This window comes from Amycolatopsis bartoniae (genome assembly GCF_014191255.1).
GTDB classification, from domain to species: Bacteria; Actinomycetota; Actinomycetes; order Mycobacteriales; family Pseudonocardiaceae; genus Amycolatopsis_E; species Amycolatopsis_E bartoniae.
Genome location: NZ_JACHWH010000007.1, coordinates 237,033 through 261,366, shown reverse-complemented (window position 1 = coordinate 261,366; position 24,334 = coordinate 237,033). Strand labels below are relative to the sequence as shown.

Below are 24,334 nucleotides of genomic sequence, written 5' to 3'. Positions count from 1 at the left end.
CCGGGCTCCCGCACCCGGAGACGGCCAGGTAGCCGTCGGCGATCCCCGGCTCCGCGATTTTTCAGGGTGTGGTGCGGTAGAAGCCGGCCGCGTCGAGGGCGGTGGGGACGTCGAGTTCGGCGGCGACCGCGGTGATGGCGCTGGCGCCGACGGCGAGGTCGGCTTGGCCGTCGGTGGTGTAGTGCGGTGCGATGAACCTCTCGTAGTGGGCTCGACGATGACCCCTGGTCCGGCCACTGTCAATGCGGGGTCTCGGGGCCTGACGAGTCGAGGCCGGACGGCGGGAGATCTGCGGGAGGACGCCGTGGCACACTTCGTTGACCACGAGGTGAGTCAGGGGAGCACGACGCATGACCGATCGCCCGGCCAGGCGAACGCAGGAGCAACGACGCGCCGAGACCGAGCGGCGCGTGCTGGACGCGGCGATGGCGCTCATCGCGCGCAGCGGGTCCCGGGCCGTCACGCTCGCCGAGGTCGGGGAAGCCGCCGGGTACAGCCGCGGCATCGTCTACCACCACTTCGGCAGCCGGGAACGGCTGTTGGAAGCCGTGGTCGACGCGGCGCAGCGGTTCGACGTTCCCGCCTATCAGGGGGACGGTCTGGACCACCTGGTGCGGATCATCGAGGCGTACCTGCGCAACGTGGTGCGGCGGACCCCGTCGGCGCGCGCGTTCCTGCAACTGTGGGGTGAGGCGATCGCGGCCGACCCCGTGCTGGCTCCGCTGTTCGCCCGCCGGGACGCCGACTTCCGGCAGCTCCTGGCGAACGTGGTCCGCCAGGGCATCGCCGACGGGTCCATCCGGCCCGATGCGAACCCGGCCGCGGCCGCCGTGCTGATCGTCGCACTGGTCCGCGGGACCGGGCTGCAACTCATCGCCCAACCTCCGGTTCGCGACGTCCCCGCCATCATCCGGGAGGCGACGCGCTCGGTGCGCGCGGCCTTCGCTGTCATGCCGTAGCTTCCGCCAGTGGTCTCTCACGCCGTCCGCTGCTACACTTACTTGCATACATACACGCAAGTTAGGAGTGAGGATGCCTGTTCCTTTGGTGCTCGTGCACGGCAATCCGGAGAGCAGTGGCGTGTGGGGGCCGTTGATCTCCGCGCTCGGCCGGGACGACGCGGTGTCGCTGTCCCCGCCCGGCTTCGGGGTGCCCGCGTCGGACGACTTCTCCGCCACCGTCGAGGGCTACCGCGAGTGGCTCGCCGCCCGGCTGGAGCAGTTCCGGGAACCCGTCGATCTCGTCGGCCACGACTGGGGTGGCGCGCACGTCGTCCAGATCGCGATGACCCGCCCGGATCTGATCCGCAGTTGGGCGTCGGACGCACTCGGCCTCTTCGCCCCGGACTATGTCTGGCACGCGCGGGCCCAGGTGTGGCAGCAGGAAGGGGCAGGCGAGGCCTCGGTGAAGGAACTCTACGGCGGCACGCTGGCGCAGCGACTGGAGGTCGTCCGCGCGCTCGGGATGACCGGCCCGGCCGCGGAACGCGTGGCCGCGGGAATGGACGACGGGATGGGGCGGGCGGTGCTCTCGCTGCTGCGGTCGGCCGCACAGCCGGTGATGGCCGACGCGGGCCGCGGCCTGGCGAAGGCGCGACAGCGGCCCGGCCTGGCCCTGATCGCCCTCGCGGACGCCGAACAGGCCAGTGGAACGCCTGCGCAGCACCGGTTCGCAGGCGAGGCCGCCGGTGCCGAGATCGCCGAACTCGCCGATGTCGGGCACTGGTGGCCGGTGACGGACCCGCACCCGGTGGCGCGAGCCCTGACCGCATTCTGGTCCCGTGTGGACGGTTAGGACGGCATCCGCGGCGAAGTCACCGAAGCCGCCGTCCGGAAAGACGCGGTCGTCGTAGCACTGCGTCTCGGCCAGTGCTTCGTCCACTGTGGTCAGTGCGGCGATCTGGCGCGCAGCGGTGGCGGCTTTGCGCATGCCGTCGTCGCTCAGTGCCGTGGTCACCGGATCGGGGAGTTCGGTAGCGCGGTCCCGCCGGGTCTGCTGGATGTTCTGGTGCGGTTGGCGACTGAGGGGCACCGCACGGCGGCGCGACCGTCCGCGAGATCCGTGTGTGCTTCGAAAGAGGAGTCCGGATGAGGAGTTGGCTCGGTGGTGATCAAGCTCCCGCGGCTTTGAGCATGGCGATCACCTGGGAAAAGCCTGCCAGTAGTTCGGGATCGGATCGGTAGCGGGCAGAGTTGCGTTCGGCAAGCTCCAGGGCCCTTGCTGCGGGGATGGCGCCGCGGTCCAGCAGCATGCGAACGATGACGGGCCACCCACCTGCCGCAGCGCCAGCCAGCGCTGTACCTCGGCACCCCTCGACGTGGTTGATGCTGGCTCCGTGGTCCACCAGCATCTCCACGACGGCGGCAAGCCCTTGGACGGCGGCCAACTCCAGACCTTCGCGCGGGCTTTCACTGCTGTCAACTTTGGACCCCCGGGAAATGGGAGTCGCGGATGTTTGTGACGGCCGTCCGGCTCAGCTGAACGTTGCGCGAGAGTGGCGAGGCCTCCAACCGCAGCTCGTGACGGACGAATTCGGCCAGGCGGCGCGGGTCCACTTCGGACAGTCGCGGTCAGCGGCGCCGGAGGCCGAGGGTGAATCCGGCGGGGCGGAACGCGATCAGCTCCTGCACCCGCAGCCGGTAGTCCGGATCGGGCACCAGCTCGTACCGGTGCAGCAGGGTGCTCACCACGACGAGCGTCTCGTGCACCGCGAACTGGCGGCCGATGCACGCGCGCTGCCCGGTGCCGAACGGCTTGAACGCGTGTGCCGGGCGGCGGCGGATCCGTTCGGGCAGGAAGCGGTCCGGGTCGAAGGCCTCGGGATCCTCGCCCCACACGGGATGGCGGTGCAGCGCCGGCAGCAGCACGAACATCGACTCGCCCGCGCGCATCGGGTAGCGCCCGCCGAGCACGGTGTCCGCCAGCGCGTGCCGCGCGTAGCCCGGGGCGGGCGGCCACAACCGCAACGCCTCGTCGACCACCCGGCGCAGGTAGCGCAGCTTCCCGATCTGCTCGAACGAGGGCACCTCGCCGCCGAGCACCGCGTCGGCCTCGGCGCGCGCCGCGGCCAGCACGTCCGGGTTGTTCGCCAGGTAGTACAGGGCGAACGCCGCCGCGGTCGCCGTCGTCTCGTAGCCCGCGGCCAGGAAGGTGAGGACCTGGTACCGGATGTTGACGCGGTCGAGGGTGCCCGCGGCCAGCATCAGGGTGAGCAGGTCGTCGCCCCCTTCCCGGCCGCGCGCGTCGATCACCTCGTCCACCACCGCGTTGAGGTAGGCGATGTTCTCCGCGTTGCGCTCGTCGGCCCGGCGGCCGAGCAGACCGCCCACGATCGGCGGCCGGGTGACCGTGCGCTGACCGTGCACCATGCACTCCTTCAGCGCCGTCACGAAAGGGTGGGTGCGGCCGGTCTCGAAGGAGCCGAAGGAGTACCCGAACCCGGCGCGGCCGATGACCTCCAGGGTCATCTTGGTCATGTCCGCGGCCACGTCGACCGGCGCCCCGCCGGCGGCCCGGTCCCACGCCGCGACCAGTTCCCCGGTCACCGCGAGCATCACCGGGTGGTAGCGGCGCATCGCGGCCTGGGAGAACGCCGGCATCAGCAGCTCGTGCGCCGCCCGCCAGTTCGGCTCGTGGGTGTGCGCGGTGATGAGGCCGTCGCCGAGCACGGGGCGCAGCGCGTCGAGGTTCGGCAGGACGTTCTTGGTGAACCGCTGCTCGTCCGACAGCTCCGCCACCAGCTCCGGGTCGGTGACGAAGGTGAACTCCAGGTGGTGCAGCGAACGCCGGAACACCGGGCCGTGCTCGGCGGCCATCCTGGTCGAGTCCTGGATGAAGGTGCTGGTCAGGTTCGTGCCCAGGCTGCGGCCGGCATCGGGGGCCACGGTCATCTCAGGCTACCCCGGGGTACACGGGCAGTGCGACCGGGGTGCGGTCGAACAACAGGCCCTGCCACTCGGTCTCGCCGTACGGGACGGCCAGGCGCAGCCGCGGGCACCGGCGGTGCAGCGTCGCGAGCGCGGTGGTGATCTCGGTGCGGGCCAGGTGCGCGCCGATGCAGTAGTGCGGCCCGTGGCCGAAGGTCAGGCTGCCGGACCTGCTCGCCCGCCCGGGGCGCACCTGGTCCGGGTCCTCGATGACGCCGGGGTCCCGGTTGACCGCCGCCAGCAGCACGAACACCACGGCCCCCGCGGGGATGACCACCCCGCCGACCTCCACGGCCTCCCGGGCGAAGCGCCACGGCGAGAAGGCGAACGGCGGGTGGTGGCGCAGCAGCTCGTCCACCAGTGCCCCGGCCTGCTCGTCGTCCCCGAGCAGTGACCACAGCGTGTTCGCGGCCTGGGCCGTCGTCGCGGCGCCGTGGGCGATCGCGATGGCGGTGGACGAGATACCGGCGCCGATCAGCATCAGCACGGTCGACACCAGCTCCCGGCGCGTGATGCGGCCCTGCGCCAGCGCCGCGTGCAGGGCGGCGAGCACCGTCCGCTCGTCGTCCGGCGCGGTCCGGGTGTGCACGCGCATCAGGTCGACCAGGTCGTTGTAGGCCCGGCGCATCGGCGGCGAGAGCGGGTCGTCCCGCTGCCCCAGCTGCCTGCTGAGCACGGCCGCTTCGAGCATGACCTCGTCCGGCAGGCCGAGGATCCGGCCCATCACGATCTCCGGGACCGGCCGGGCGTAGGCGCTCATCAGGTCGACCGGTTCCGCCGACCCGGCGAAGCGGTCCACCAGGTCTTCGGTGATCCGCCGGATTTCCGGCTCCCTGGCCGCCACCGCCTGCGCCGACAGTTGCGCGGCCACGACCCCGCGCAACCGGACGTGCTCGTCGCCATCGCTGTTGAGCATGTGGCGGCCTTCCACCACGTAGACGTCCTCCGCGTACCGGTTGCCGCCGAGCCCGTGGCCGGGGCCGGTCAGCTCGCGCAGGTCCTTGATGAACCGCGGGTCCCGCAGCGCCCGCCTGCCTTCGGCGTACCGTGTGATCACCCAGGTGCGCAGGCCGTCGGGCAGCTCCACGCACACGACGGGGCCGCGCTCGCGCAGCCGCCGGTACGCGGCCTCCAGTGCGTCCTGCCCGGCGGGGTCGTCCAGCCGGACCGGGGCGCTCACGCCGCGCCCCGCTGCGAAAGGGAGTACGCGACCAGATCGCACAGGTCCTGGCCGGTGCGCACGTCGAACAGCTCCTCCTCGTCCAGTGCGACCTCCCACCGCTTCTCGCAGGCCACCACGACCGAGACGAGCTTGGCCGAGTCGATGCCGGGCAGCTCGGTGAGGCGTTCGGCGAGGTCGACCTCGTCGGGGCGGCACTCCAGGACCGCGGCCAGTTCGGCGCGCAGCTCCTGCGCGAGCCGGTCGGTGGTCTGGTCAGCCATGACTGTGCTCCTTCACTGTTTGCTGGACGAGAGCGCGCTGCCATTTCCCGCTGGTGGTGCGGGGCAGCATCCGGGGAAGAACGACGAGCACCTGCACCGCCGAGAGCCCGAGCGCGCCGGACACCGCGCCCCGGATGCGCCGGGACAGTGCTTCGTGCTCCCCGGCGGGCAGCTCCGACTCGGCCACCACGACGATGCCCTCGGCGACGGGATCGGCGATCGCCACGCACCGTCCCTTGTGGACACCGGCGACACGACGGGCGCGTTCCTCGACGTCGTCGGGGAAGAAGTTGCGGCCCTGGACGACGATCATCTCCTTGACCCGGCCCGCGATGAACAGCTCGCCGTCGTCGAAGAACCCGAGGTCGCCGGTCCGCAGCCAGCCCTCGCGCAGCGTCCGCGCGGTGTGCTCGGGGTTGTGCAGGTAGCCCGACGTGACGGCGGGGCCCTGGATGCACACCTCGCCCAGCACTCCCGGCGGCAGGGGCGTGCCGGCGTCGTCGGTGACGCGCACCGCCATGCCCGGCACCGGGACCCCGACGCTGGTCAGCAACCTGCTGCGCGGGGAGTCCGCGCCGACGAGCTCGACGGCACGGCCGACGTGCGTGCTGTCGCGGTCCACCGCCAGGATCCTCGGTTCGCTGCCGAGCACGGGCAGCGTCACCGCCAGTGTCGCCTCGGCCATGCCGTAGCACGGGTACATTGTGGACGGTGCGGCTCCCAGTGGGACGAACGTCCGCTGGAAGGTCTCGACGGTGTGCGCCCGCACCTGCTCGGCCCCGTTGAGCGCCAGCCGCCACGTCTTCAGCGGCGCGCCGTCCGGCTGGTCGCCGAAGGCGTCGGCCGCGGCGGACACGTACTTGTCGTAGGAGAAGTTGGGTCCGGTGACGATCGTGCCCCGCGCTTCGGCGATCCGCGTGAGCACCCGCGCGGGCCGCCGGATGAAGCTCAGCGGGCTGAACAGGTGGGCGTCGTTCGGCGTCAGCAGCGAACACAACAGGGCCACCACGCCCATGTCGTGGAACAGCGGCACCCACTGCACGAGGACGTCCTCGCCGGTGGTCTCGATGTGGGAGTTGATGGCCGACACCCCGGCGAGTACCGCCCGGTGGGACAGCATCACCCCCTTCGGGCGCGATGTGCTGCCCGAGCTGAACTGCACCACGGCCAGCGAGTCCGGGTCGACGTCCGGGATGCGCACCCGCGGCGCGGGCGGCAGGTCGGTCACGTCGAGCACGACCAGCCCAGGGCACACCTTCGCCAGCTCGGCCGCGACCTTCCGGCCGAGGCCCGCCGCCACCACGTGCCCGATGCGGCCCGCGTCGACGATCGCCTTGAGGTGTTCCGCCACCTGGGCGGGGTCCAGCACGATCGGGGGCAGCGGCAGCGCGCTGGCCGCGGCGCCGGCCACGACGGCGCCGAAGTACGCGGGCAGCCACCGCGGACCCGTCGGGACCAGCATGCCCACCACGTCGCCGTCGCGCACCCCGTTGCCGCGCAACAGTTCCGCGACCGCACAGGCCAGGCCCGGCAGGTCGCGGTGCGGCAGCACGGCGTCGTCGTCATCGGGGAACACCACGCGCCGTTCGCTCGCGCTCAGGCCGGCCAGTAGCTCGGTCAGCGTGCGCGGCTGCCGATGGGGATCCTGCACAGCGGTCACCTCTCGTCTCGGTCCTCGTCCTCGACCCGCACCAGGAGGCAGGTCGCGGTGAAACCACCACCGATGTTGACAACCAGCGCGTACTCGCCCGGGGCGGGCCGGTCCGTCCACAGATCGGCCAGGTTCGCCGCGAGATCGCCGGCGAACAGGTGCCCGGTCTTCCCGGCCAGGTGCACGACCTCGGTCGAGCGGTCGAGCGGGAGCACGCCGTCGGTCAGCATGTTCGCCAGCTTCGCGTCCACCCTGGGCAGCAGCACCGTCCTCAGGCGAGGGTCCTTCGGCCGCAGGTCCGCGTCGGCGCAGACGTCCTGGACGGCTTGGCGGACCCGTTTGCGGAGCCGGAAGACCAGCTCGCCGGAGAAGGCGCCGGAGGCACCGGCCTCGGCCGCCGACGGACCGGCGAGGATCGGGTTGAGCTCGGGAAAGGTCAGCTCCTGCTCGGTGCAGGAGCGGGAAGCGATGCCCCGCACCGAAAACGGCCCGCGGTCCCGTGACAGCACCAGCGCGGTGGCCGCGTCTCCCAGCGGCGCGCCGGCCTCGCCCAGCTGCCAGCGGCGGACCGACTGCTCGCCCAGCGCGTCCGAGGTCAGCACCAGTGCGCCGGTCATCCTGGGTTCCAGCAGGAGCTGCGAGACCGCCAGCTGAAGGCCCATCGCGCCGCCGTTGCACATCTGGCGAACCCCGAACGCGACCGCCTCGGTCGCGCCGAGCGAGCGTGCCAGCCGCGGAGCGAGCTTCCAGTCCGACGGGGTCTCGGCCATCCACGAGTGGACCAGGAGCGCGACGTCCTTCGCGGGGACGCCGGACCGGGCCAGCGCCGCGCGCGCCGCGTCGAGCGCCAGGGATTCCGCCGTGTCGCCGCGTTCCGCGACGGGCAGACTGTCCACACTGGACTCGCGTGCCTGGGCCGGCGTGACGACGCCCCGTTCCAGAGCGGCTGTCACGGGCTGGCGGCGCTCGGGAACCACGGCGTGCGCGGCGGCGATCCTCAGCCGGCCTTCGACCCGCATGAGACCTCTTTCCAAGGAAGACGAAGCACAAGCGCCGGTGCGGATTCTTCATCCGTCGTTCACCTGACGATCAACCACGAGATGCGAGAAAGTGTTGCTGTCACTGGGTTTTCCCGAGTGGCGGCAGTGCCTCGCGGGGGTGGCGGTGTCAGTGAATCGGATCTTGCGCGCCGCCCGCACTCCGCCATTCGGGTTAAAACCCCGCAGTTCTGTGCCGCGTGTTCGCGCTTCTGTGCCGCTCGTCCGGGCGCTCGCGTCTCCCGTGGGTCCGGACGCGGTGCCCGCCTACTTCGCGGTAAGTTGTGCGGGCCGGTTTCCGCCGGCGTGAGGTGTGTGATCGGACATGCGGCCGTGACGGACAAAAGGGACGATCGGCTGGAGCTGTTCGGCGGCTCGGCACCCGACGCGATGTCGGAGATCCTGGACGCCGTGCGGTTGCGCGGCGGCGCCGTGCGCAGGCTCGCGCCACGGCCGCCATTCGCCGTCGAGGTGCCGGGCTCCCTGCGCGTGGTGCACCTCGTGGAGCGAGGCCCCCTGCGGCTGCGGGTGGCGGGCCGGCCGGAGGCGCTGACCGTGTACGCCGGTGACGTGCTGCTGCTCGCGCGGGGCGACCGGCACACGCTGGAGCCGGGCGACGGGCTGACGGGCGAAGCGAGCTGGCTGACGGGGACCTTTTCGGTCAAGGAGGCCGCGGCCGAGCACCTGTTGTCCGTGCTGCCCCGCGTCATCGCGCTACGCGGCCGCGGTCAGGAGTGGCACGACGTGAGCGTGCGGATGCTCGCCGCCGAAATACGGCCCCAGCGCCCGGGCGCGGCCGTGATGGTCTCGCGCATCCTGGACCTGATCTTCGTGCACGCGCTGCGGTCGTGGGCCGGTAATGGCGACCGGCCACCGGGCTGGCTGACCGCGGCGAGCGATCCCGAGATCGGCCCCGTGCTCTCCGCCGTGCACCGCGAGCCCGGGCGTGCCTGGACGCTGGGTGAGCTGGTCGCGATGACCACGATGTCCCGGTCCACCTTCACGGCCCGGTTCACGCGGCTGCTCGGCGCCTCGCCCGCCGCCTACGTGGCCACGGTGCGCCTGGACCGGGCTTCGCAGCTGCTGCGCACCGGGTCCGGTCCGATCGCCGAGATCGCGCGGGCCGTCGGGTACACGTCGGAGTCGGCGTTCAGCCGGGCGTTCCACCGCCAGTTCGGGATGCCGCCGAAACGGTGGCGGCAGGGCGGTTGAGGGGCCGGATGCCCGTCCCGGCCGACTGGCCGGTCCGGTGTGGACAATCGGCTTCGCCTTCTGGTGCCTGTGCCCCTCAGGCGGGCTCGGGCGGCAGGGTCTGGGCATGGGAGGCGAGGCCGTCGGCCATCTGCTGCATCACGCGTCGCATGACGCGGTTCATCAGCCAGCCCATTCCCCAGCGGGCGCGGTAGGTGCCGTGCCAGTGGATCGTCGTGCCGCCGTCGGCCGTCGGGGTGAGGTCGACGACCGCCCGGTAGTCGCGGATCGTCGGGTTGAACGCGTCCTCGTAGGTCAGCTGCTTCCCTTCGACGAGACCCGTCAGCCGTTCGCCGGTCACCGTCCGCCCGGTGCGGAACGCCCGGACCGCGCCGACGGGGTCGGAGCCGCCGGGATCGAGGCCGCTGGACCGGTCGGCGACCAGGCTGTCCACCGCCGACCAGGTGGGCCAGGTGCGCGCGTCGGCGAGCAGGCGCCACACGACGGCGGGAGGTGCGGCCGAGACAGCGGTCGCGTCGTAGCTCAACATGTCCCGCACACTAGGCGGCCCGTGCGGTGCGGGACATGCGCCGGATTGGCGCGGTTCGGTCAGTTCTTGCGGTACACCGACGGGCGGACGCCGACCTGCCCCAGGAAGGCCGTCGACAGCGCGCCGGGACTCACGAAACCGCAGCGCCGGGCGATCTGCCCGATCGTGAGGTCGGTGCCGGTCAGCAGCTCGCGGGCCCGTTCGATCCGGAGCCGGGTGAGGTACCGGTGGGGCGTCTCGCCGGTCGCCCCGCGGAAGACGCGGACGAAGTGGTACACGCTGAGGTGGACCTCGGCGGCGATGTCGGCCAGCGTCAACGGCTCCCCGAGCCGCTCGCGCATCACGGCGATGCCGGCGCGGACCGCCGCGGATTCGGGCCCCGGCAGGCGTTCGTGCCGCCCCAGGGTCAGCAGGTGCGTGGTGAGGAACTCCGCCGCCGACTCCGCGTAGACGTCGTCCGCGCCGGCGGCCGAGGGCAGTGCCCGGACGAGGTGTTCGACCACCGGATCACCCTGCGCCACCGCGGCCGAAAGCCGGGCGAAGTCCGGCGCCGGACCACCCAGCCGGGCCGCCGCCCGGGCCACGGTCGCCGACGGGATGTGGACCTGGACGGTGCGCATCCCCGGCGTCGCCCGGTAGTCGCGCACGCTTTCCTGGCCGGGAACCATGAGCTCCAGCGTGCCCGGCACCCGGCGCACCGGTCTGCCGCCGGAGCGGGTCCGCATGACCACGTCACCGGCGAGGTGGAGCACGAGGTGCAGGTCGGGCACCCCGGGCAGCCGGACGTGCTCGGCTTCCGGAACGTGGTCAAAGCACTGCACGAGCAGCGACCGCCAGCCCGCGTCCTCCCAGCTGCAGAACGTGCGCCGCACCAGGGGCCGCCTGTCCAGCTCCGCGTACGGGGCGAGGTCGAAATCGGGCGAGTCGAACACGGGTCCAGCCTAGGGAACCGGCCGTCAGCGCCCGGTCGAGCCGTCGATCAGTTCGCGGAGGATGTCCGCGTGGCCCGCGTGCCTGCCGGTCTCCTCGATCAGGTGGGTGAGCGCCCAGCGGACGCTGGGCGCGGGCCGTCCCGGCCGCGGACGGGGAAGCGGAGCGCCGGGGTCGGTGCACCCGTCGAGCACATCGTTCGCGCGCGCGACCGTTTCCCGGTAGCGAGCGACCACGGCGGGCACGCTGTCCTCCGGTGCGGCCCGGAAGGTCGCCTGCCAGTCGGCGACGTGGTCGCCGAGGAAGATCGCGCGTTCGACGAAGGTCAGGTGGTTGAGCAGGCCGAGCAGGTTCGTGCCGGACGGCACCGCGGCGGTGCGCGCCTGCGGCTCGGGTGCCCCGTCGACCTTGGCGGCGACCGAGGCGCGGAGGTAGTCGAGAAATCCGCGCAGCACTTCGGTTTCACTGGTACCGCTCCGGGGCGGCGGGGTGTCACGGCGGCGGTGGGTGGCGGGCACGGCGGCTCCTTCCGTCGGGTGGGCCCAGTCTCGCCGCGCGCACCGCGGTCCGGCACGAAAACTTGCGGTTCCGGCAAAGCACGCCGGTCTGCCAGGATGGAGGCATGGACGGCCGCCGCCCGGATCGCACGATCAACATCGTGTCCGGGCCCGTGCTCGGGTCCGTGGTGCAGGCCGGATCGATCACCGGCGACGTGCACGTCCACTTCCCGCACCGCCGGACGGTGTCGGTCCGCGGCCGTGCCGCCGAGCGGCCCTCGTGGCTCGCGCGCCTGCCCGGCGGGCCCGCCGGGGTGCTGCTGGACGCGCGCCGGGTCCTGGTGCCCGGGTCGCTGCCGGAGGCCGGGACAGTGGTGGACCTGCCGTTCGCGGGCGTCTTCACCACCGCGGCCCGGCCGGTGCTGCGCGGGCCGGCCGCCACGGTGCTGGAGCTGGCCGAGCCGGTCGAGGTGCCCGGTGCGCCGCTTTCCGCACCGGCGTCGTGCGCGGGCCACGAGTTCGTCACGCACGGGTTTCCCGGCGGCGGCGAGGACATCGCCCCGGCGACGGGTGTGCTCGACGGGGCGGCGGGTCCGGGAGGCCAGTGGTTCGCGGTGCGTCGCGGCGAGGAGCGGTGGCAGTCCGACGCCGGGTTCACCGGCGCCCCGGTGTTCGACCGCGACGCGGACGCCGTCGTGGGGCTGCTGGTTCCGGGGCCGGACGGCGCCACCGTGCTCCCGCTCGCCGTGCTGCTGGAGTCGTGGCCGTGGCTGCGGGACCTGCTGGGGTGGCGGCTGGACCACGACCCGGCCCTGCGCACGCACTGGTTGCCGCGTGCCCGCGGGTCCGAGGTCGAGTCGGACACCGGGGCCTGGTACTTCACCGGCCGGATCGAGGCCCGCCGCGAGATCTGCGCCTGGCTCGGCGGCACCGGGCCGCCGCTGCTGGTGGTCACGGGCGGGCCGGGCACCGGCAAGTCCGCGCTGCTGGCGCACATCCTGGTGAGCGCGGACCCGCGGTGGGCGGCGAGCACCGCGGACGACGGGCCGCGCCCCGCGCCGGGCGCGGTGGACGTGGCCGTGCACCTGAAGGGCCTCACCCTCGACGACGTCGTGGAGCGGCTCGCCGCGCTGGCGGACGTGCGGGCGTCCGATCCCGGGGAGCTGCTGGTGGCGTTGCGGGACCGGCGCGAGGCCGCCGGGCGCCCGGTGACGGTGCTGTGCGACGCGCTCGACGAGGTCGTCACGGTGGAGGAGTCGCTGCGGATCGCGCGGCTGCTGAGCGAGCTGGCCGGCGCGGGCGTGGCGCGGATCGTGGTCGGGGTGCGCACCGCGCCGCCCGGGAGCCTGCGGGCCCGGGTGGCCCGGGTGTGGGGCCGCTCGGCGCCGGTCGTCGACCTGGAGTCGGACCGGTACCTGCGCCGCGAGGACATCACCGAGTACGTGGCCCGGCGGCTCGCCGGCGACGACACCGGCGGGCGGTACCGGGACGCGCCCGGCCTCGGCGACATCGCCGTCGCGGTCGCGGAACGGTCCCGGCACAACTTCCTCGTCGCCCAGCTGACCAGCCGCTGGCTGCTCCTGCCGGGCACGCCGGTGCCCGGTGCCGGCCCGGCCGGGGAACTGCCCTCGACCGTCGGCGAGGCGATGGAGAAGTACCTCGACGCGTTCGGCCCCGACCGGGGAACCGTCGAGCGGGTGCTCACCGCGCTGGCGTTCGCCGCGGGCGGCGGGCTGCCCCGCAACGACCTGTGGGCACGGCTCGCCGAGGCCCTCTCGCCTGGACATTCGGTGACGGCTGCCGACCTCTCGCGCGTGTTCGACTCCGCGGCCTCGTACCTGATCGAGACCGCGGTGCGCGCCGACGGCACCCCGGCCTACCGGTTGTACCACGAGGTCCTCGACGAGCACCTGCGGGAGAACTGCGTGGTCCGCGCCCCGCACCGGGTGGTGTTCGAGGCGCTGCGGGAGACGGTGCCGGTGCGCGAGGGGCGCCGGGCGTGGGAGGACGCGGATCCCTACGTCCGCGCGCAGCTCGCCGGGCACGCGGCGCGCGCGGACGCGCTGGACGAACTGCTCGCCGACGGCGGCTTCCTGGTGTACGCCGAGCCGGGTCCGCTGCTCGCGGTGCTGCCCGAAGCGGCGACCGCGCGCGGTCGCCTGGCGGTGGCCTGCTACCGGGCCTCCAGCGCCGACCACCGCCACCTGGACCCGCCCGCCCGGGCGCGGGTGCTCGCGCTGGACGCCGCGCGGCTCGGCGCCGCCGATCTGCAGGCGCAGTTCGCGCGGGAGTCGTCGGCCTGGCGCGTCCGGTTCGCCACCGGGGCCCGTCAGCACGGCGCGCTGCTCGCCACGTTGCGCACGGACCAGGGCAACGTCAGCTCGATCGTGGCCGGCACGCACGACGGCAGGGCGGTGGCGCTGAGCGGGAGCGAGGGCGGGCGCACGCGGCTGTGGGACGTCGCGGACCAGCGCCCGATCGGCAGCGTCATCAGGGGGTTGCCGTGGTCGAGCTACCAGTCGCCGGAACTGGCGCTGGCCGCCGTCGACGGCCGTTTGCTGGGGCTGGCCGCCGGCGACAACCTGGTCCAGGTCTGGGACCTGCTGCAGGCGCGCCTGCTGGCCGAGCGGGAAACCGGGCCCGACGACATGGTCCACGGTCTCGCGGTGACGGACCTCGACGGCCGTCCGGTGTGGATCACCGTGGGCGAAGAGGGGTTGCGCGTCTGGGACCTGCGGACCCACGACCTCGTGGCCGGCCCGGTGGGCGAGCGGATGTACGCCGTGGCGGTGACCGAACTGGACGGCACGCCGGTCGCGGTCACCGGTGGCCCGTCGGGCGCGCGGGTGTGGGACCTGCGGTCGCTGCGGGAACTCGGCGACCCGATGCCCGGCCCGGAGTCGGTGTTCCAGGTCGCGGTGGCCGAGGTGGCGGGCCGGCCGGTCGTGCTCACCGGGAGCGGCGACCGCGACGGCACGCTGCGGCTGTGGGACCTGCGTACCCGGCGCCCGATCGGGCAGCCGCGGACCGACCACGGCTGGTCGGTGTCCGGCATCGCGGTCACCGAGCTCGACGGCCGCCCGGTCGCGGTGACCTCGTCCGGCCACCACGAGCCGGGCCCGGACGACGAGGACACCACGCTGCTGGTGTGGGACCTGCCGGAGTGGCGCCTGCTCGGCAGGCTCGCCGGGCACACCCAGGGCACGCAGTGCGTCGCGGTCACCGAGGTCGACGGCCGTCCGGTGGCCGTGACCGGCGGTGGGTGGGAGGGCACGGTGCGGCTGTGGGACCTGACGCTGGCGGACCAGCGGCTCGGCGACCCGGCGCCCGGCCACGGACGGCACATCCTGGAGCTGGCGGTGCTCGACCGCGACGGGCACCGGCTCGCGGTGTCGGCCGGACTGGACAAAACCGCGTTCGTGTGGGACCTCGAAGCGCGCCGCGTCCTCGCGCGCGCCCCGGTCGGTTTCACCTACGTCACCGCGATCGAGGAGTCCGGCGGACGGCCGCTGGTGCTGCTCGCGGGGATCGGGTTCGCCAGGATCCACGACGTCGCCACGGGAAGCGTCGTGCCACTGCACACCCGCGACCCGGACGAACCGCCCTACGCCGCGACTATCCACAGTGGAGCGGTCGCGCGGCTGGACGGCAGGCCGGTCGTGGCGCTGGTGTCCGCGGGAAAGGTGCTGCGGCTGCACGACTTCGCCACCGGTGAGGTCGTGGCCGGGCCGATGGCGGTCGCACTGGACGACGATCGCCGCGACTCGGTGGACGAGCCGTGCGCGGTGGCGCTGCTGAGCGTGCACGGCAGGGCGTGCGCCGTGGTGCTGAGCGGGCACCGCGACCTCGGCCACACGTTCATCACCGGTCTGTGGGACCTCGGCACCGGCGCACTCCTCGCGAACCTCGACCCGGCCTCGTCCCCGGCCGTGACCACCGCCTTCGTGAACGGCAGGCCGGTGGTCGTCACGACCGGCCCGGAGGGCGCGCTCCGCGTGTGGGACGCGACCGAGCGGCGGCCGCTGCGCACCATCCCGACGGGCGCGCGTGACCTCCAGTACCTGACGGCGGGGGTACTGGGCAACCGGCCGGTCGTCCTCGCCTCCGGGGACGACGGCCCGGTGACGACCTGGGACCTGACGACGGGCACTCCGCGTGACGAGATCCGCCTCCCCGCCACCTGCCGGGGCCTCGCCCTCGGCGAACGCGGCACCCTGGTGGTCGGCCTCCAGAACGACATCGCGGTCTTCGACACCGAGTTGCGGGGCCTGGTCCCGGAGCTGACCAGCCCGGACGCGCCCGGCGGAGCCCGCCGCGGGCCCCGCTTCCGGCGGTTCCGTTAGGGCACCCGGGTGGCTCGGTCCTGCCAGGCGGGATCGCCGGTGTTGACCACCTTGCGATTTCCTTGCCATCGTCCGTCCACTGTGGCCACCCGGTCGTTTTCCCGAACGGTGCATGGGCGGGGCGCGGCGGGGAACCCGGGGGCATGCACCCGTGGATGGAGACCGTTCTCGCGGCGGCCGGACCGGACCAGTTGCTTCCCGCCCGGCAGATGATGGCCTTCACGCTGGGGTTCCACATCATCCTGGTGCCGTTCGGCGTGGCGTTCACGGCGATCATGCTCATCGCGAACTGGCGCGGGCTGCGGCGTGGCGACGAGCAGGCCCTCCTGCTGGCGCGACGCTGGTCGCAGGTGGCGGGAGTGCTGTTCGCGGTGGGGGCGGTGTCGGGCACGGTGCTGTCGTTCGAGCTGGGGCTGTTGTGGCCGGGCCTGATGGGCCGGTTCGGCGCGGCGTTCGGTATCCCGTTCGCTGTCGAGGGCCTGTTCTTCTTCGTCGAGGCCATCTTCGTGGCGATCTACATCTACGGCTGGCGGCGGATGCGTCCCTGGCCACACTTCTGGACCGGGGTCCCGGTGGTGCTCGCGGGGATCGGGGGCACGTCGTCGGTCGTGGCGGCGAACGCGTGGATGAACGAGCCGGCGGGTTTCCGGCTCCAGGACGGCCGGGTCACCGAGGTCCGCCCGCTGGGGGTGTTCTTCAACGGGGCGTTCTGGTACGAGGCGGTGCACATGCTGCTCGCCGCGTACATGGTGGCGGGGTTCCTCATCGCGGGTGTCTATGCGGTGGGCATGCTGCGCGGGCGGCGGGACCGGCTGCGGCGGCTCGGGCTGGCGATTCCGCTCACGGTCGCGGCGCTGGCCGCACCGGTCCAGATCGTCGTCGGCGACATCGCCGCCCGCGAGGTGTTCGACGACGAGTCCGCGAAGTTCGCCGCGATCGAGGCCCTGCCGGAAACCAGTACCCGGGTTCCGGAGGTGCTGGGCGGGGTGCTGGTCGACGGCCAGGTGCGGTACGGGGTGGAGATCCCCCTCGGCGCCTCGCTGCTGGCCGGGTTCTCGCCGGACACCGAGATCCGCGGGCTCGACGCGGTGCCCGCCCCGGTCCGGCCCGCGGACCGGCTGGTCAACACCGTGCACCTGGCCTTCCAGGTCATGGTCGGCATCGGGTTCGCCCTGCTCGCACTGGCCGCCTGGTACGCCTGGCTGTGGTGGCGGCGCCGCCGGGTACCGGAGGGCAAGTGGTTCCTGCGCTGCGTGGCGGTCAGCGGTGTCTTCGCGGTGGCCGCGCTGGAAGCCGGCTGGGTGGTGACCGAGGTCGGGCGGCAACCGTGGACGGTCGTCGGGTACCTGCTGACCGCCGACGCGGCGCCCACCAGCGGCAACATCTGGCCGTTCTTCGCCGCCACCCTGGCCCTGTACGCCGCGCTCGCGGCCGGCACCTTCCTCGTCCTCCGGCTGCTCCGGGACCGCTGGCGGAGCGCCGGAGCGGACACCGACGACGAAGGCCGCGTCCCCTACGGCCCGGCCCCCACACCAGCGGAGCGGAACTCATGAGCACCTTCGCCGCTGTCGCCCTGTTCACCGGAGTGGTCATCTACGCGGTACTCGGCGGCGCCGACTACGGAGCGGGGTTCTGGGACCTGACCGCCGGCGGTGCGCGGCGGGGGCGCCGCCCGAGGCACCTGGTGGACGAATCGCTGGCACCGGTGTGGGAGGCCAACCACGTGTGGCTGATCTTCTGCCTGGTGATGCTGTGGACGGCTTTTCCCGTGGCCTTCGCCGCGATCATGACGACCCTGTACGTGCCGCTCGGGCTGGCAGCACTCGGCATCGTCGTGCGCGGCGCCGGATTCGCCTTCCGCAAGGTCATGGTGCGCACCGACCAGCAACGCGTGACCGGTGCCGCCTTCGCCGTCTCGTCGGTGCTCGTGCCGTTCTTCCTCGGCACCGTGGCCGGCGGGATCGCGTCCGGCCGCGTCCCGCAGTCCGGCAACGGCGACCCGGTTGCCGGTTGGCTGAACCCCACTTCGGTGCTCGGAGGCGTGCTGGCCGTGCTGGCCTGCGCCTACACCGCGGCGGTCTTCCTCACGGCCGAAGCCCGGCGCCGCGCGGACCCGGAGCTGGAGACGTGGTTCCGGCGCCGGTCGCTGGCCACCGCGGCGGCCGTCGGCGTGGTGGCACTGGCCGGGATCGCGGTGCTGCACGCCGATTCGCCCACGCTGTTCGAGGGGTTGCTGACCCGGGGGCTCGTCCCGGTCGTGGTCTCGGGGGTGTGCGGGCTGAGCGCGCTGGTCTTGTTGCGACGCGGCGCGCCCCGGCTGCTGCAGGCCCTGGCGGTCGTGGCCGTGGCGGCGATCGTGGCGGGGTGGGGGGTGGCCCAGTATCCGGACCTGCTCGGTACCCACACGACGATCGCGGCCGCTGCCGCACCCGCGCCGACGCTGTGGGCGCTGGTGATCGTCGCGGCAGCGGCGCTGGTGATCGTGGTCCCGTCGATGGCGCTGTTGTTCGTGTTGTCCCAACGCGGACGCCTGGACAGTTCACACTGACCTCCGCTGCGCCGGTCGATATCCGGGTCAGGGCAGGAACACGTCGACTCGCAGGCCGCCGTCCTCGCCGGGAACGGCGGACACCCGGCCGTGGTGCGCGGCAGCGATCGAGTGCACAACGGACAGTCCGAGCCCGGCACCGTCGCGGTGGTTCGTGCGGTCGGCGATCAGGCGGCGGAACGGCTGGAACAGCGAGTCGACCGACTCGGCAGGCACCCGCCGGCCGGAGTTGCGCACGCTCAGCGCGGGATCGTCGCCGACGACCACCTCGACCCAGCCGCCCGGGTGGTTGTACTTGATCGCGTTGTGCACCAGGTTGGCGATCAGGCGTTCCAGCAGGATGGGGTCGCCGGGCACGGTGCGCTCCGCCGATTCGCCGCGCAGGGTCAGCACGATCGTCGTCGACACCGGTTTCGGCGCCGGGGAAGCCGCGCGTCGCGGCCGAAGCGTGACCCGGAGCGTCGCCGACGGCCTGCGTGCCGTCGGGGTGGACCACGCGCGGGTGACCGACGTGATCCTGACGCACCTGCACTGGGACCACGCCGGGAACCTCGGCCTGTTCGGCTCCGCCCGATTCCACCTGTCCGAACAGGAGCTCCGGTTCGCGGTCGGGCGGGCGATGACCGATCCGGCCCGGTCGCACGGCTACCGCGCGAGCGACGTGGCCGGCGCGGCCAGGCTGTTGCGTGAGGGCAGGGTGCGTTTCACCGGGGAGGACGAGGAGCTGTTCCCCGGGATCAGTGTCCACCTGGTCGGGGGCCACACGGCGGGCACGCAGGTCGTGCGGATCGCCACCCGGCGCGGTCCGGTCGTGCTGGCTTCCGACGCCGCCCACTTCTACGCGAACCTGAGTGAGAAACGGGTCTTCCCGGTCACCGACGACGCCGCGACGCTGCTCGGCGTCTACGCGCACCGGCTTCCGGCGTTGGTAGGGTCCACCTTGGACATAGTTCCCGGGCACGATCCGCTCGTGCTCCGGCGGTACCGGCCGGCGCAGCCGCGGTTGCGTGGCTGGGTGGCCCGGCTCGACCAGCCTTCGACGAGAGGATGAGCTGACCATGGACCAGCCCGCACCCATCAGCGGCGAGGACGTCGGCCCAGCGGAACAGAACCTCCGGTACGAGCTCGCGACACTGGCATTTCCCTTGCTGGAGGGCGAAAAGGCGAGCGCGGGCGTGCTGCCGTGGGTCAACGCCCCCGAAGCGCGGGGACAGCTTCTGGGCTGCTGGCAGACGGAGAACGGCCCGCTCGGCAGGCTCGTCGTGTTGCGCGTCTTCGCCGATGACGCCGAGCTCGCGCGCGAGCGGCAGCGCGCCCGCGCGAGCAGCGAACCGTTCGGCGCGGGGGAGCACCTGACGGACCTCACCCTGCAGAGCTTCGCCCCGTTTCCGTTCGTGCCGGCGGTGCGCACGGGGCGGTTCGGCCCGGTGTACGAGATCCGCGACTACCACCTGCGGCCGGGAGGACTGCCGGCCACGATCGACGGCTGGCGGCGGGCGCTGCCGGCACGGCACCGGATCGACCCGCTGACGATCGTGATGTACGCGCTCGACGGGCCCGACCGGATCGTCCAGATCTGGCCGTTCCGGAGCCTCGACGAACGGGTCGCCCTCCGCAAGGATCTCTACGATTCGGGTCTGTGGCCGCCTCCCGGTGCGCCCGAACAGATCCTCGACGCCACCTCGATCATCGCCTGGCCCACCGGCTTCTCCCCGCTCACCTGACCACTCGCCCGTGGCCGAACTCGGCGCGCAGGGTGGCGTTGTGCTCGCCGAGTGCGGGTACCGGACCCATGAGTGCCTCCCTGCCGTCCACTTCGACCGGCGGCAGCAGGGCCTGCACCGGCCCGCCCGGGGTTTCCACCGCACGCCAGCGGTTCCGCGCGGCCAGTTGGGGGTGCTCGGCGAACTCGGCCGGTGTGCGCAGGGTCGCGTTGGCGATGCCGGCGCCGTCGAGGAGCTCGATCGCCCTGTCCGCGGTGAGGCCGGCGAACACCGCTTCGATCACTTCGGCGAGCTCTCCCTCATGAGCGACTCTGTCCACATTGGTCCGGAACCGCGAGTCGCCCACGAGTTCGGGACGTCCGAGCACGTTGCGGCACAACGCATCCCACTCGCGGTTGTTCTGCACGCCCAGGAACACCGTGCCGTCGCCGGTGCGGTAGGGGCCGTACGGTGCGATCGACGGATGCTTCGCCCCGGTGCGCCGCGCGGGTTTTCCCCCGTAGTGCGAGAAATAGGCGGGCTGGCTCATCCACTCGCCGAGCGCGTCGAGCATCGCGACGCTCAGCGTGGCGCCCTGTCCGGTACGCTCCCGTTCGTACAGCGCGGTCAGGATGCCGCTGTAGGCGTACATCCCGGTGGCGACGTCGGCGACCGAGAACCCGGCCTTCGCGGGCGACTCCGGTGTTCCGGTGGCCATGACCAGCCCGGCTTCGCACTGCACCAGCAGGTCGTACGCCTTCTTCGTGCGGTACGGGCCGTCCGGGCCGTAGCCCGACACCGAGCAGTGGATCAGTTCCGGCCGTGCCGCACGCAGGGCCGCCGCGCCGAGGCCGAGCCGCTCGGCGGCGCCCGGCGCGAGGTTCTGCACGAAGACGTCCGCGCGCGCGAGCACGGCGTCGAGCAGCGCCCTGTCCGCCGGGTCCTTCACGTCGAGTTCGATGCTTTCCTTGCCGCGGTTGAGCCAGACGAAGTAGCTCGACTCCCCGTGCACGGCGTGGTCGTAGCCGCGGGCGAAGTCGCCGGCGCCACGGCGCTCGACCTTGATGACGCGCGCGCCGAGGTCGGCGAGCTGACGGGTCGCGAACGGGGCCGCCACCGCCTGTTCGAGCGATACGACGGTGATTCCTTCCAACGGATGAGACACGCTGCCCCTCTCAGATCCGGTGGCGTTTGACGAGTTCGCGGGCGATGACGTTGCGTTGGATTTCGTTGGTGCCTTCGCCGACGATCATCAGGGGGGCGTCGCGGAAGTAGCGTTCGACGTCGAACTCGGTGGAGTAGCCGTAGCCGCCGTGGATGCGGACCGCGTTGAGCGCGACCTCCATCGCCGTCTCCGACGCGAACAGCTTCGCCATCCCCGCCTCCAGATCGGTCCGTGCACCGGAGTCGTAGCGGCGGGCGGCGAACAGCACCAGCTGGCGGGCGGCCTCCAGCTTCGTGGCCATGTCCGCCAGGTAGTTGCCCACCGACTGGTGCTGCCAGATCGGTTTCCCGAACGACTCCCGCTCCTGGGCATACCGCAGCGCGTCCTCCAACGCCGCCCGCCCCACCCCGAGAGCACGGCAGGCGACCTGGATGCGGCCGATCTCCAAACCCCGCATCATCTGCGCAAAGCCTCGGCCCTCCTGCCCGCCGAGCAACGCCGTCGCCGGGACCCGGACATCGTCGAAGGACAACTCACAACTCTCGACCCCCTTGTAGCCCAGCTTCGGCAGATCCCGCGACACCGAGAACCCGGGCCCCTTCTCCACCAGCAGGATCGACACGCCTTTATGCGCGGGCTCCGCGGCGGGATCGGTCTTGCACAGCAGCGCGACCAGCTGCGAACGGCGGGCGTTGGTGATCCACGTCTTCGACCCGTTCACCACATAGTGATCGCCCTCACGGCGGGCAACGGTGCGCATCGCCTGCAGATCGGAACCACCCCCCGGCTCGGTCAACGCCATCGTCGCGCGCACCTCACCCGTGGCCATCCGCGGCAGATACTCATCCTGCTGATCCTTCGTGCCGAACGCCACCAGCAGCTTCGCCACGACCGTATGCCCACCCATCGCCCCGGCCAGACTCATCCAACCCCGCGCCAGCTCCTCGGTCACCGCCGCATAACACTGCGCCGACACCGCCGTCTCACCCCAGGGCTCCGGCACCGCGAGCCCGAAGATCCCCATCTCCTTCATCTGCTCGATGAGCTTCTCGGGGTAGGTGTTGGTGTGGTCCAGCTCCCGCGCGACCGGTTTGACCTCGCGATCGACGAACTCGCCCACCAACGAGACGATCGCGCGCTCCTCTTCGCTCAGCCCGTCCATGCTGCGCCCTCCACTTCACGAAATCCGTCCTGCCATCATGAATCACAATGATCTAAGGTGAGAAATACCTTTTCCTCATGGAGGTATGCGGGACCGCGATGGACCTCAAGCAGCTCAGGGCGCTCGTAACCGTCGTCGAGGTGGGCAGCGTGACCAGGGCGGCGGAGCTGCTCCACCTCGTCCAGCCCGCGGTGACCCGGCAGATCAAGGCGCTGGAGGACGAGCTCGGCGTCGCGTTGTTCGAGCGCACCCGCACCGGGATGCGGGCCACGGAGGCCGGGACGTCGCTCGCCGAGCGTGCCCGGCGGGCGCTGACGGAGCTGGAGCGTGCCCGCGCGGAGCTCATCCCGGCCGCCGGGGTGGTGACGGGCATCGTGACGCTGGGGTTGCTGGAGAGCTCGGCCGATCTCCTCGCCGAGCCGCTCGTCGCCCGGCTCAGCCGTGACCACCCTGGCATCGAGCTCCGGTTGCAGACGGCCTACTCCGGGTACCTGCAGCGGTGGCTCGACGAGGGCGACCTCGACCTCAGCCTGCTGTACAACCTGACCAGCTCGCCCTCGCTCAACGTGACACCGCTGGTCCGCGAACGGCTCTGGATCGCCGCGCCGCCGGACGAGGACCTGCGCCAGGACGCACCGGTCCCGTTCGCCGGGCTCGCCGGGCGGCAGCTGGTCCTGCCCGCGACCGGGCACGGCCTGCGCATCCTCATCGACGCGGGCGCGCGGCGGGCCGGTGTCGCGCTGCGCAGCACCGTGAACACCAATTCGATGGCGCTGCAGAAGAAACTCGCCCGCGCCGGTCACGGCTGGACGATCCTGCCCGCGGTGGGCCTCGTCGAGGAGCTCGCCGCCGGGACACTGTGCGCAGCCCCGCTGGGTGAGCCCGAGGTGTGGCGGTCGGTCGTGCTGGCCAGACCGCGCACGGGACGCGTCCCGGCCGCGGTCGACGTGGTCGCGCACGAGCTGAACCGCCAGGTGCGCGCCGCCGTCACCGGAAACCGCTGGCCCTCGGCCGAACTGGTGTGAGGCGGCCGCGCCGGAATTACGTGCCCGAAGGTCCGGAGCGAGATCCCGGGGGCCTCAGCGCCCCTCATCCACCAGGGCTGTGCCGAAAGCTTCGACCGCGAGGTAGGGGTTCAGGTGGGGGTGGCGGCTGCCGACGGCGACGTCGCGCCAGTACCGCTGGAGGGCGTTCGTCGTACTGAAGCCGCTCGCGCCGTGCAGGTCGAGCATCCGTTCCACCGCGGCCCGGCAGTCGCGGCCGGCGTCCGCGAGGTCCATGAACAGGCGGGGAGCGTCGGCCTGGGACAGTTCGGCGGAGTCGGCTTCCCCGGCGACGGTGAGCATGGTGTGCTCGGCGCGGTTCACCAGGTGGGTGGCCTCCGCCAGCCAGTGCCGGGCACCGGGGGACTCGCCCATCCGGGAGTAGGCGGACATGAACGGCTTCCGGTCCGAGGCGAACATCGCCTCCGTCACGTCGAGCGCGCCTCGGGCGGCCCCCACCACCGGGCCCAGCACGGTCATCGAATACAGCAGCCTGTCCTCGAAGGGGAAGCCCGCGGCGGCGGCCACGCGGTGCGCCGGCACCAGCACGTCGTCGGCGACCAGGGTGTGGCTGCCGGTGCCCCGCATCCCGGCCATGTGCCACGTCCGCTCGACGGTCAGGTCGGTCACCGGGACCACGGCGAGGGAGAACGCGCCCTCCACCATCAGCGCGAGCGTGGCCCAGGCCGCGTCCTCGCAACCGGAGACGTTGGGCCAGCGGCCGGTGACGCGGACGCCCCCGGGCACGCGCTCGCCCCGGGCGGCGGGGACACCCGATCCGCAGAAGAGCGAGTCCGGGTCGGCGAAGCACTCTTGTGCCCCCGGGCCGGGGAGGCAGCCGGCGGCGAGGTTCTTCGCGGTCACGCAGGTCCCGGCGACCCAGGCCGTGGACGGGCAGGCGCGGCCGAGGGCCGTCAGGCGCCGGGCGATGGTCTCCGCGTTCGCCCAAGCCCCGCCGTGGTCTGCCGGGGTCCGCAGCGCGAAGACCCCGTTCTCGCGCAACGCGCCGAGGCTTTCCGCGGCCGGCCTGCCGTCCTGCTCGGTCTTCCCGGCGTGCGCACGCAGGATCTCGTTCCCCGGATGATGATCGATCATGCCGACACTCAACCAGCGGCGCCGCCCGGGAACCATGTGCGAGCAGCGCC

General features: G+C 72.6%; 23 protein-coding genes. 9 read left to right on the top strand and 14 right to left on the bottom strand.

Annotated features, from left to right (window positions below; genetic code table 11):
• Window positions 1–61 precede the first annotated feature (61 nt).
• On the bottom strand, window positions 62–325 hold the full coding sequence (locus tag FHX82_RS37355) for a hypothetical protein (protein ID WP_229881114.1): 264 nt from the start codon (window positions 323–325) through the stop codon (window positions 62–64).
• A 25-nt stretch (window positions 326–350) separates the two neighbouring features.
• Here FHX82_RS37355 and FHX82_RS28200 point away from each other — a divergent pair, with 25 nt between their 5' ends.
• Both FHX82_RS28200 and FHX82_RS28195 read left to right on the top strand, forming a co-directional pair.
• Window positions 351–959 (top strand): TetR/AcrR family transcriptional regulator, encoded by a 609-nt coding sequence (locus FHX82_RS28200; RefSeq protein ID WP_145934409.1) that lies wholly within the window; start codon window positions 351–353, stop codon window positions 957–959.
• A 73-nt stretch (window positions 960–1,032) separates the two neighbouring features.
• On the top strand, window positions 1,033–1,794 hold the full coding sequence (locus FHX82_RS28195) for an alpha/beta fold hydrolase (protein WP_145934410.1): 762 nt from the start codon (window positions 1,033–1,035) through the stop codon (window positions 1,792–1,794).
• A gap of 316 nt (window positions 1,795–2,110) precedes the next feature.
• On the opposite strand, the gene FHX82_RS28190 is transcribed toward FHX82_RS28195, so the two are convergent.
• The 6 genes from FHX82_RS28190 to FHX82_RS28165 form a co-directional block, all read right to left on the bottom strand.
• Window positions 2,111–2,386, bottom strand: a complete 276-nt coding sequence (locus FHX82_RS28190; protein WP_145934411.1) for a hypothetical protein — start codon at window positions 2,384–2,386, stop codon at window positions 2,111–2,113.
• 184 nt (window positions 2,387–2,570) lie between these two features.
• Window positions 2,571–3,890, bottom strand: coding sequence for a cytochrome P450 (locus FHX82_RS28185; protein WP_145934412.1), 1,320 nt, complete (start codon window positions 3,888–3,890; stop codon window positions 2,571–2,573).
• A 1-nt stretch (window position 3,891) separates the two neighbouring features.
• Window positions 3,892–5,106, bottom strand: a complete 1,215-nt coding sequence (locus tag FHX82_RS37870; protein WP_145934413.1) for a cytochrome P450 — start codon at window positions 5,104–5,106, stop codon at window positions 3,892–3,894.
• Window positions 5,103–5,369 (bottom strand): acyl carrier protein, encoded by a 267-nt coding sequence (locus tag FHX82_RS28175; protein WP_145934414.1) that lies wholly within the window; start codon window positions 5,367–5,369, stop codon window positions 5,103–5,105. The genes FHX82_RS37870 and FHX82_RS28175 overlap by 4 nt, the downstream gene beginning before the upstream one ends.
• A complete protein-coding gene (locus tag FHX82_RS28170; RefSeq protein ID WP_183176880.1) occupies window positions 5,362–7,020 on the bottom strand; it encodes an AMP-binding protein in 1,659 nt (552 codons plus the stop codon). The genes FHX82_RS28175 and FHX82_RS28170 overlap by 8 nt, the downstream gene beginning before the upstream one ends.
• Before the next feature lie 5 nt (window positions 7,021–7,025).
• Window positions 7,026–8,039 carry a beta-ketoacyl-[acyl-carrier-protein] synthase family protein gene (locus FHX82_RS28165; RefSeq protein ID WP_183176879.1) on the bottom strand — a complete coding sequence of 338 codons (1,014 nt, stop codon included), beginning with the start codon at window positions 8,037–8,039 and terminating at the stop codon, window positions 7,026–7,028.
• Window positions 8,040–8,390: 351 nt separating this feature from the next.
• Between FHX82_RS28165 and FHX82_RS28160 the strand changes: the two genes are divergently transcribed.
• On the top strand, window positions 8,391–9,269 hold the full coding sequence (locus FHX82_RS28160) for an AraC family transcriptional regulator (RefSeq protein WP_221216633.1): 879 nt from the start codon (window positions 8,391–8,393) through the stop codon (window positions 9,267–9,269).
• 76 nt (window positions 9,270–9,345) lie between these two features.
• Here the strand turns inward: FHX82_RS28160 and FHX82_RS28155 are convergent, their stop codons facing one another.
• The 3 genes from FHX82_RS28155 to FHX82_RS28145 are packed head-to-tail and all read right to left on the bottom strand — an operon-like array spanning window position 9,346 to window position 11,246.
• Window positions 9,346–9,798 carry an SRPBCC family protein gene (locus FHX82_RS28155; RefSeq protein ID WP_145934416.1) on the bottom strand — a complete coding sequence of 151 codons (453 nt, stop codon included), beginning with the start codon at window positions 9,796–9,798 and terminating at the stop codon, window positions 9,346–9,348.
• A 59-nt stretch (window positions 9,799–9,857) separates the two neighbouring features.
• Window positions 9,858–10,730 carry an AraC family transcriptional regulator gene (locus FHX82_RS28150; RefSeq protein WP_145934417.1) on the bottom strand — a complete coding sequence of 291 codons (873 nt, stop codon included), beginning with the start codon at window positions 10,728–10,730 and terminating at the stop codon, window positions 9,858–9,860.
• A gap of 24 nt (window positions 10,731–10,754) precedes the next feature.
• Window positions 10,755–11,246, bottom strand: coding sequence for a DinB family protein (locus tag FHX82_RS28145; RefSeq protein ID WP_145934418.1), 492 nt, complete (start codon window positions 11,244–11,246; stop codon window positions 10,755–10,757).
• Window positions 11,247–11,350: 104 nt separating this feature from the next.
• Between FHX82_RS28145 and FHX82_RS28140 the strand changes: the two genes are divergently transcribed.
• The 3 genes from FHX82_RS28140 (at window position 11,351) to FHX82_RS28130 (ending at window position 18,116) form a co-directional block, all read left to right on the top strand.
• Complete coding sequence (locus FHX82_RS28140; RefSeq protein WP_145934419.1) at window positions 11,351–15,568, top strand: WD40 repeat domain-containing protein; 4,218 nt, start codon at window positions 11,351–11,353, stop codon at window positions 15,566–15,568.
• A 155-nt stretch (window positions 15,569–15,723) separates the two neighbouring features.
• A complete protein-coding gene (locus tag FHX82_RS28135) occupies window positions 15,724–17,121 on the top strand; it encodes a cytochrome ubiquinol oxidase subunit I (protein WP_221216632.1) in 1,398 nt (465 codons plus the stop codon).
• Window positions 17,118–18,116 (top strand): cytochrome d ubiquinol oxidase subunit II, encoded by a 999-nt coding sequence (locus FHX82_RS28130; RefSeq protein ID WP_145934421.1) that lies wholly within the window; start codon window positions 17,118–17,120, stop codon window positions 18,114–18,116. Before FHX82_RS28135 ends, FHX82_RS28130 begins: the two co-directional genes overlap by 4 nt.
• A gap of 27 nt (window positions 18,117–18,143) precedes the next feature.
• Here FHX82_RS28130 and FHX82_RS28125 read toward each other — a convergent pair whose 3' ends face one another.
• Window positions 18,144–18,524: a sensor histidine kinase gene (locus FHX82_RS28125; protein WP_373308648.1), complete on the bottom strand. Its 381-nt coding sequence runs from the start codon at window positions 18,522–18,524 to the stop codon at window positions 18,144–18,146.
• A 40-nt stretch (window positions 18,525–18,564) separates the two neighbouring features.
• On the opposite strand from FHX82_RS28125, the gene FHX82_RS28120 reads away from it, so the two are divergent.
• Window positions 18,565–19,167 carry an N-acyl homoserine lactonase family protein gene (locus FHX82_RS28120; protein ID WP_229881116.1) on the top strand — a complete coding sequence of 201 codons (603 nt, stop codon included), beginning with the start codon at window positions 18,565–18,567 and terminating at the stop codon, window positions 19,165–19,167.
• 7 nt (window positions 19,168–19,174) lie between these two features.
• Entirely contained in the window at window positions 19,175–19,840 is a 666-nt protein-coding gene (locus FHX82_RS28115) for an NIPSNAP family protein (protein WP_145934423.1), read from the top strand.
• Here the strand turns inward: FHX82_RS28115 and FHX82_RS28110 are convergent.
• Together FHX82_RS28110 and FHX82_RS28105 are read right to left on the bottom strand one after the other, a co-directional pair.
• On the bottom strand, window positions 19,833–20,984 hold the full coding sequence (locus FHX82_RS28110; RefSeq protein WP_145934424.1) for a CaiB/BaiF CoA transferase family protein: 1,152 nt from the start codon (window positions 20,982–20,984) through the stop codon (window positions 19,833–19,835). The genes FHX82_RS28115 and FHX82_RS28110 overlap by 8 nt on opposite strands.
• A gap of 10 nt (window positions 20,985–20,994) precedes the next feature.
• Window positions 20,995–22,146, bottom strand: a complete 1,152-nt coding sequence (locus FHX82_RS28105; RefSeq protein WP_145934425.1) for an acyl-CoA dehydrogenase family protein — start codon at window positions 22,144–22,146, stop codon at window positions 20,995–20,997.
• 77 nt (window positions 22,147–22,223) lie between these two features.
• On the opposite strand from FHX82_RS28105, the gene FHX82_RS28100 reads away from it, so the two are divergent.
• A complete protein-coding gene (locus FHX82_RS28100; protein ID WP_229881117.1) occupies window positions 22,224–23,171 on the top strand; it encodes a LysR family transcriptional regulator in 948 nt (315 codons plus the stop codon).
• 54 nt (window positions 23,172–23,225) lie between these two features.
• On the opposite strand, the gene FHX82_RS28095 is transcribed toward FHX82_RS28100, so the two are convergent.
• A complete protein-coding gene (locus FHX82_RS28095; protein ID WP_145934426.1) occupies window positions 23,226–24,284 on the bottom strand; it encodes an acyl-CoA dehydrogenase family protein in 1,059 nt (352 codons plus the stop codon).
• Between the last annotated feature and the right edge of the window lie 50 nt (window positions 24,285–24,334).